Below are 6,532 nucleotides of genomic sequence, written 5' to 3' on the forward strand. Positions count from 1 at the left end.
CTGACCCTGTACAAGCGCCCCGATGGTCGCAGCGCTGGTTCGACTCCGCGCGGGGCACTCGCTCGTCAATTCCCTGTAATTCGAACGCAATTGGAGGTGTGGCGATGCCGCATGCCCGCATGGTGACGAACCGGTACCCGATATGGACCACGCTGGGGACAATCGCGCCCGGCACCACGTTGCCGGTACTCGCTGAGACGGAGGCGCACTACCTAGTCGATCTTCTCCCCGCGAAGCCGTGCGGGAATTTGCGGGCGTTAGCTGTCCGGAAGCGACTGATCGGCCCGCCGCCGCGAAGACCGGATCACTCCTGGCCACGGCTGGAATCCCTGCTGGATGCATTTGGTCGTGTCCGCGTCGATTCCCACCTGATCGCACGGCTGTATCTGCATTGCCCGATCGAGATGCAGGAAGCTCTTGAGCGCGATTTGGGACGGCGTGCGGTGGACCAGATCATCGAGCGGTTTGACCAGGCGCTCGAGGGAGAAGGCGCAGCGTGAACCGGCGAGTCGCTCACCCGCAAACATTGCACACCGGATTCCTAGAGTGCACAGCCATGAAGAGCCACACGCTGACACGTCTAGCGTTCTCCAAAAATGAGGCGGCTGAACAGATAGGGGTATCACTCGCCGCGATCGACAAGCTGATCGCTGATCGTGAGATCCGAACATTCACAGTTGGTCGAAGGCGGCTCATCTCCGCTGCCGCACTAGCCGACTTCATCACGGCCCGCGAAGCAGCAGAACAGGGTGCCGCCTGATGAGTGTTGCCGACGGCAAAGGATACGTCCGCATCCTGCGGGCCATCTGGGTGGATGACAACTTCCGGGCAATCCCAGCGAGCGCACAGCACCTGTACTTCATGATCCTCTCGGACCCGAGATTGAACCGGCTCGGCATCACCGAGTGGCGGCCCAGAAGACTCGCGTCAAGGGCCTCGGATCTCTCCGTCGAAGTGATCGAGGACGCCGCGAAACACCTGCAGCACCGCAGGTTCATCATCCTCGATGAGGACACCGAAGAGGTCATGGTGCGCTCCTACATTCGGCACGACCGCGCGTGGAAAGTCCCCAACCACTCGCAGAAGTACATCGAGGACTTCGTCAAGACAGACTCCCCGAAGTGCCGGGAAACGGTGTCAGCGGAGTTGCGCCGCCTCCGCGCTGAGGACGATCAACCCGCTCGGGAAGTGTGGGTGAAGCTGTCAGCGCTCGCGGATTGGGAATCAGAGAAACCGCAGGTCGCATCCGATGAAGGAACCCCCCTTGAAGCCCCCCTTAGATGTGATCCCTCATGGGATCGGTCATCCGATCGGTCATCCGATGAAGGGGCCGTTTTCAGCCCCCTTTCCAAGCCGCGGGGAAATCGTGCAGACCAGCCGCAGACACACCCCAGCACCCGACCGGGAAAACACCGCCACGAAACCGGAAAACCGCAGGTCGCATCCGATGAAGGAACCCCCCAGCGACCCGATGAAGGATCCCCCCTCCCATCCGATGGGGGATCTCCATGTGAGCCATGTGAACCAAATGAACCAATAAAGCAGCAGCAGCAAACGCGCGCGAACGAGCACGAACCACGCAGCAGACCCGTCCCACCCGAGGGCTGGCGGCTAGTCCGCGAAGAAATCGACATCCCCATCCACCACAACGTCAAAACCGCACTAGCAATCGAAGCCGCCGCGCTGCTCCACGCCAGGACCGAAGAAGCCGACGTACGCGAAACCCTCCGCACCTGGAAAACCCGCCCCGGCCTCGGACCGAAAATGCTTCCCCACCTCCTCAGCGACATCCAGCGCACCAGAGCCGCATCCGACCCCCTCGACATCGACGCAGCCGCCAAAGCCTTCGCCGACCGCATGGCCGCAAAAGACCGCCAACAACAGGAAAACATCCCATGACCAGCCACCAGACCCGCGAAGCCATCTACGCAGCCCTCCAAAAAGACGCCAACCTCACTGGACGCAAACCACCCCCAGAAGCCTGGTGCGAGGAATGGGCCAACATCCTCGACCGCTACCACCCCACCAAAACCGAACTCCTCGCCGCAGTCGAACACCACCACCACGACGAAACCACCCTCCTCAAACCAGCCACCCTCATCCGCGCACTCAAAGCCATCCGCGGCACCACACGTGAGCACAAAACCAGCCCCCACGCCGACCCCAACTGCCCCTACTGCGACGACCAAGGCTGGATCCTCGACCCCAACGACAAATACGGCTGGGCAATCCGCTGCCAACACGACCCCAACCAGCGCATCACCACCAAACCCGGACACCAGCCACCGCAGCCAGTACCCGCCACACCCGAAGAGCAACAACAGGCGCTCGCCAACTACTGGACCACCATCAGGCACCCATGAACCAAACCTTCACCCTCCCCGGACTCACCAAACCCCCACTCACCAGCAACGAAGCCCGCCGCTCCCACTGGTCCAAACAAGCCCGAGCCAAACGACAAGTTGCCTGGTCAACCCGCGCCGCGATCACTCAGAGCAGTGTCCAGCCGGTCGACAGTGCCGCGGCGATCCGCGTGATCTGGTGGGCGCCTGATCAGCGGACCCGGGATCCGGACGGGCTCGCGCATCTTGGGAAAGCGGTGATTGATGAGCTCGTTGCTTCGGGGATCTTGCCCGGTGATAGTCACCGGTATGTGGGGGAGGTTGCGTACCGGGTTCGTGTGGATCGCGCTGCGCCGCGGATTGAGGTCGTTATTGCGTCTGTGAGCGAGCATGTGGACGCCGACGGATCGTGGACACCTGAAGCGTCCGATAGTGCGTCAGAAGCTACATCGAGCGCAGGAATAATCACACCAGGGAGAGGGCAACAGCATGGGTAACTCGCGAGGCGGAACGAACCGCAACACGTCAAGCAAGCAAACCGCGCACATCGCCGAACGCCGCGCCAAAGCACTCGCCCTCCGCAAGGTCGGCTACTCATTCCGCGAAATCGCGAAACACACCAGCGTCAGCGTGCAAGTCGCTCACAACGATGTAATGACCGAGCTGCGCAACATTCCTAAGGCTGAGGCCGATGAACTCCGCGCTCTGGAGACCGAGAAACTCAACCAGCTCGAGAAAGCGTGGTGGCCATCGGCGATCGCTGGTGACGACAAGGCAGCGGGAGTGATCCTCAAGATCATTGACCGGCGTGCCCGCATGCTCGGTCTCGATCTGCCGACCAAGCACATTCTGGATGCGACAGGCGACGGGAACTTCGACCCGGCCGACCTGGCGAACAAACTGATCGCGCTGGTCGTTCCTGACAATCAAGACCCGGGTTCCGTGTAGACAACCGAATTACACTCATGTAATACACCACTATCGCGGGTGGAAGGTGATGCCCTCATGCTGGCAGCCAACAATCACAACGACCCCTACGACGACAGCAATGTGCTGCCGTTCAGCCTCGGGCAGCCGCACCGCTACCAGCCCGACGACATGCTTCCCGACGTAGCGGCAGCAGGCCGGATCCGTTTCACGGACCTCGCAGCCGCCGACCGCGCCTGGGTCGTTGCTGTCCTCACCCAGCGCGGTGTCACCGCCGACGACCTCGCCACCCGTTTGCGATGCTCCAAACGCTCAATCCAACTGGTCCGCGCAGATCCACTATGCACAATCATGACCGAGTGGCTGACAGCGCAAACCCTCGCTGACACGCTCGCACACCAGGTCTCAGTCACCACCAGGGACGCGGCACTAGCTCAAGACGCCCACGACAAGACGATCGCCGCCCTCAAGGCGAAGCTCAGCAACGTTCTAGATCAACTGAAAGTGACGCACCAACGGTGGCAGTCCGAACGGCACAGAGCCGAGGTAATGGCGAAATACCTGCCCCACCGGAAACCGCACCGGCCCCAAGCGCCAGCTAACACAGATCCCCTCTTCTGACCCCCTCCGGGGCGTGTCACGTGCGGCGCAAAGTTGGGGGGTCAATTTGGATACTCAATCCACATGACCAACACCCCAGAACCACCAGCCGAGGGGCAGGACTTCGCCGCCGTACTCCTCCAGCACGCTAAAGGCCGCGCGCACGTCGAAATCTCCCGGCTCATGAGTGAAGTCATAGAAGCCGTCACCGAAACCGGAAAGCCCGGATCCGTCGCGATCACGCTCACCTTCACACCAGACAAAGACCAACCGAACCTCATCAAGATCCAGGACAAGGTCGCGCACAAGAAACCCGTCGAGCCGCGACGCTCCGTGTGGTTCGCCGACGACGACAACTCGCTTCACCGCAACGACCCCCACCAAGCATCTCTGTTCGGCGGCAGCGACACGGCAGTGATCGTTCACCACGCCCACGACCAGCTGTCCTGAAAGGAAAAGCGACCTGATGAACACCGACGTCAGCGAACAGCACGAGTTCCAGACACTCACCACTGATGAAGGCCGCAGCGTGCACCTCATCGACACCGACGTGCCCCGTGTCAGGCTGCTCGCCGCCGCCACCGCCACCAACGGTCTCCAAAACCATATCGTCGACCTCGAGGAGTTCGACCACTGGCCGCGCCGCCCGAAAGGCACCCGCACCGTCCGCACCGTCACGTCATTCCTCACCGAACTCGCCCGCTACCCGCTCGGCGAAACCGCCGCGCTCTGGGGCAAGCAGAAGCACTCGCTCATCGACGCGATCTACAACGACCACACCACCGACCTGCCCGGCTGGCGCGACGACATCCTCCGCCTCGAACTCGCCAAAGACGAAGACTGGCTCGCCTGGCACCGCATCTCCGGCCGATACATGCCCCAAGACGAGTTCTCCGACACCATCGAAGAGCTCCTCCACACTGTGCTCCGCCCGGACCAGGCCGAACTCATGGAGATCATCGAATCCATCCGGGTGACAACAGGATCCACATTCGAATCCGCAGTGCATCGCGCGAACGGTGCACAGCACCTCGTGTACCGGGAGAACGTCGACGCCAAGGCTGGTCGAGCATCGAACCTGGAAGTTCCGCAAACGATCACGCTGCTGCTGCCAGTGTTCGAGGGGTCACAGTCCCGCTATGAGGTGGAGGCGTGGTTCCGGCTGCGTGTGCGTAACGGTGAACTCGGTTTAGCGGTGAAGCTGAAACCGACGCGGCAGATCGAGCTGGCCGGCTGGCGGCATGTCGTTGAGGCGATCGAGAAGGGCCTGGACCGGACGGTCCTCGACGCGTAATGAGTGACCGTACAGGCATCGAATGGACCGATGCGACATGGAATCCAGTCACAGGATGCGCGAAGGTATCGCACGGCTGCGACCATTGCTACGCAGAGACGATCGCGCACCGATTCACTGGCACCAAGGCGTACCCCAATGGGTTTCAGGTGACGCTGCGCCCCGATCGGCTCGAAAAGCCACTGCTCTGGAGAAAGCCCCGCCGCATCTTCGTCAACTCCATGTCCGACCTGTTCCACGACGACATCCCTGACGAGTTCATAGCGAAGGTGTTCGCGGTCATGGCAGCAGCACCGCAACATACGTTCCAGGTGCTCACGAAACGGCACGCCCGCATGCGGTCACTCCTGAACGACCATTCATTCAAGGTGGCCATCAACCTGGAGCACCACGCCCTTGACGTGGTGGATGATCCTGAGCAGGCGTGGCCGCTGCCGAATGTGTGGCTTGGGGTGTCTACGGAGGATCAGAAGTGGGCTGACATTCGTATCCCCGCACTGTTGGACACCCCGGCGGCATTGCGTTTCATTTCAGCGGAACCACTACTCGGCCCGCTTGACCTCGCCTCGACGGGCCTACTCGCCCCCGACGAGTTTGACCGGCGTCTCGACTGGGTGGTTGTTGGTGGCGAATCCGGTGCGAAAGCCCGACCGATGCACCCCGACTGGGCGCGGTCACTGCGCGACCAGTGCAACGCCGCCGGGGTGGCGTTTCTGTTCAAGCAGTGGGGCGAATGGGCTCCCATTCCCCCCGTCGAATGGAAGCCCGGAGATTCACTAGTTCACACCTTCGGAACTACTCACAAGGTCGGAACTGCCGGACTCGACGCCTTCAACGCCGAGCTTCGACGACAGTCCTACTTGCTGCGCCGTGTGGGGAAGAAGACCGCGGGGCGCGAGCTGGATGGCCGCACCTGGGACGAGTTCCCGCAGGCGGTGACCATATGAACCCGCAGGAGCATGTGGTTGAGGTCATCACCACCAGGCGGCGGATCCGTTTCGAACCAGGCCCGAAACTCACCGCCATCCGGGACCACGAGAACCAGCTGAAACAGGCTGGCACCCCGTACAAGCGGGACGGCAACACCCTGTCCTACCCCATTCGTGATGGGCAAACCACCGTTGTTTACCGCGACATCACCGACATTCACCTTCCTGAAGACAAGGACACTGCATGAGCAAAAGCACCTGCAGCGTCGAAGGTTGCAAACGACCGCATTACGGTCACAGTTGGTGCAAGTCCCACTACCAACGATGGAGGCGGACAGGCACCACAGGCAGCCCTGACCTATCTCGCGGGCAACTTCACCATCAAGCATGCGGCGTTCAGGGGTGCGACCAGCCGCAAGGCCAGAAAGGTGCTAAGGGGC

General features: G+C 61.7%; 11 protein-coding genes. All 11 read left to right on the plus strand.

Features of this window, described 5'->3' with window-relative positions; translation table 11 throughout:
* The coding region (locus FHU29_RS22730; RefSeq protein WP_221195337.1) for a hypothetical protein at window positions 1-500 on the plus strand (500 nt) is incomplete at its 5' end.
* A 56-nt stretch (window positions 501-556) separates the two neighbouring features.
* Window positions 557-760 carry an excisionase family DNA-binding protein gene (locus tag FHU29_RS22735; protein ID WP_157095383.1) on the plus strand — a complete coding sequence of 68 codons (204 nt, stop codon included), beginning with the start codon at window positions 557-559 and terminating at the stop codon, window positions 758-760.
* The gene (locus FHU29_RS22740) at window positions 760-1,899 is read left to right on the plus strand and encodes a hypothetical protein (RefSeq protein WP_064442299.1); all 1,140 of its coding nucleotides are present in this window, start codon (window positions 760-762) and stop codon (window positions 1,897-1,899) included. The genes FHU29_RS22735 and FHU29_RS22740 overlap by 1 nt, the downstream gene beginning before the upstream one ends.
* Complete coding sequence (locus tag FHU29_RS22745; protein WP_064442298.1) at window positions 1,896-2,363, plus strand: hypothetical protein; 468 nt, start codon at window positions 1,896-1,898, stop codon at window positions 2,361-2,363. Before FHU29_RS22740 ends, FHU29_RS22745 begins: the two co-directional genes overlap by 4 nt.
* Window positions 2,360-2,839 (plus strand): hypothetical protein, encoded by a 480-nt coding sequence (locus FHU29_RS22750; protein ID WP_064442297.1) that lies wholly within the window; start codon window positions 2,360-2,362, stop codon window positions 2,837-2,839. Before FHU29_RS22745 ends, FHU29_RS22750 begins: the two co-directional genes overlap by 4 nt.
* The gene (locus tag FHU29_RS22755) at window positions 2,832-3,290 is read left to right on the plus strand and encodes a hypothetical protein (protein ID WP_064442296.1); all 459 of its coding nucleotides are present in this window, start codon (window positions 2,832-2,834) and stop codon (window positions 3,288-3,290) included. The genes FHU29_RS22750 and FHU29_RS22755 overlap by 8 nt, the downstream gene beginning before the upstream one ends.
* 57 nt (window positions 3,291-3,347) lie before the next feature.
* Complete coding sequence (locus FHU29_RS22760; RefSeq protein ID WP_064442295.1) at window positions 3,348-3,890, plus strand: histidine phosphatase family protein; 543 nt, start codon at window positions 3,348-3,350, stop codon at window positions 3,888-3,890.
* Between the two features lie 63 nt (window positions 3,891-3,953).
* Complete coding sequence (locus FHU29_RS22765; protein WP_064442294.1) at window positions 3,954-4,319, plus strand: hypothetical protein; 366 nt, start codon at window positions 3,954-3,956, stop codon at window positions 4,317-4,319.
* A 16-nt stretch (window positions 4,320-4,335) separates the two neighbouring features.
* Entirely contained in the window at window positions 4,336-5,163 is an 828-nt protein-coding gene (locus FHU29_RS22770; RefSeq protein WP_064442293.1) for a DUF2303 family protein, read from the plus strand.
* Window positions 5,163-6,110, plus strand: coding sequence for a DUF5131 family protein (locus tag FHU29_RS22775; RefSeq protein WP_064442292.1), 948 nt, complete (start codon window positions 5,163-5,165; stop codon window positions 6,108-6,110). The genes FHU29_RS22770 and FHU29_RS22775 overlap by 1 nt, the downstream gene beginning before the upstream one ends.
* The gene (locus FHU29_RS22780) at window positions 6,107-6,340 is read left to right on the plus strand and encodes a hypothetical protein (RefSeq protein ID WP_064442291.1); all 234 of its coding nucleotides are present in this window, start codon (window positions 6,107-6,109) and stop codon (window positions 6,338-6,340) included. Before FHU29_RS22775 ends, FHU29_RS22780 begins: the two co-directional genes overlap by 4 nt.
* Window positions 6,341-6,532: the final 192 nt, after the last annotated feature.

Source organism: Hoyosella altamirensis (assembly GCF_014191505.1).
Lineage (GTDB): Bacteria > Actinomycetota > Actinomycetes > Mycobacteriales > Mycobacteriaceae > Hoyosella > Hoyosella altamirensis.

Excerpts from the sequence above, each read along its gene's own strand:
- FHU29_RS22735 (WP_157095383.1), top strand. The coding sequence starts at position 557 with ATGAAGAGCCACACGCTGACACGTCTAGCGTTCTCCAAAAATGAGGCG.
- FHU29_RS22740 (WP_064442299.1), top strand. The coding sequence starts at position 760 with ATGAGTGTTGCCGACGGCAAAGGATACGTCCGCATCCTGCGGGCCATC.
- FHU29_RS22745 (WP_064442298.1), top strand. The coding sequence starts at position 1,896 with ATGACCAGCCACCAGACCCGCGAAGCCATCTACGCAGCCCTCCAAAAA.
- FHU29_RS22750 (WP_064442297.1), top strand. The coding sequence starts at position 2,360 with ATGAACCAAACCTTCACCCTCCCCGGACTCACCAAACCCCCACTCACC.
- FHU29_RS22755 (WP_064442296.1), top strand. The coding sequence starts at position 2,832 with ATGGGTAACTCGCGAGGCGGAACGAACCGCAACACGTCAAGCAAGCAA.
- FHU29_RS22760 (WP_064442295.1), top strand. The coding sequence starts at position 3,348 with ATGCTGGCAGCCAACAATCACAACGACCCCTACGACGACAGCAATGTG.
- FHU29_RS22765 (WP_064442294.1), top strand. The coding sequence starts at position 3,954 with ATGACCAACACCCCAGAACCACCAGCCGAGGGGCAGGACTTCGCCGCC.
- FHU29_RS22770 (WP_064442293.1), top strand. The coding sequence starts at position 4,336 with ATGAACACCGACGTCAGCGAACAGCACGAGTTCCAGACACTCACCACT.
- FHU29_RS22775 (WP_064442292.1), top strand. The coding sequence starts at position 5,163 with ATGAGTGACCGTACAGGCATCGAATGGACCGATGCGACATGGAATCCA.
- FHU29_RS22780 (WP_064442291.1), top strand. The coding sequence starts at position 6,107 with ATGAACCCGCAGGAGCATGTGGTTGAGGTCATCACCACCAGGCGGCGG.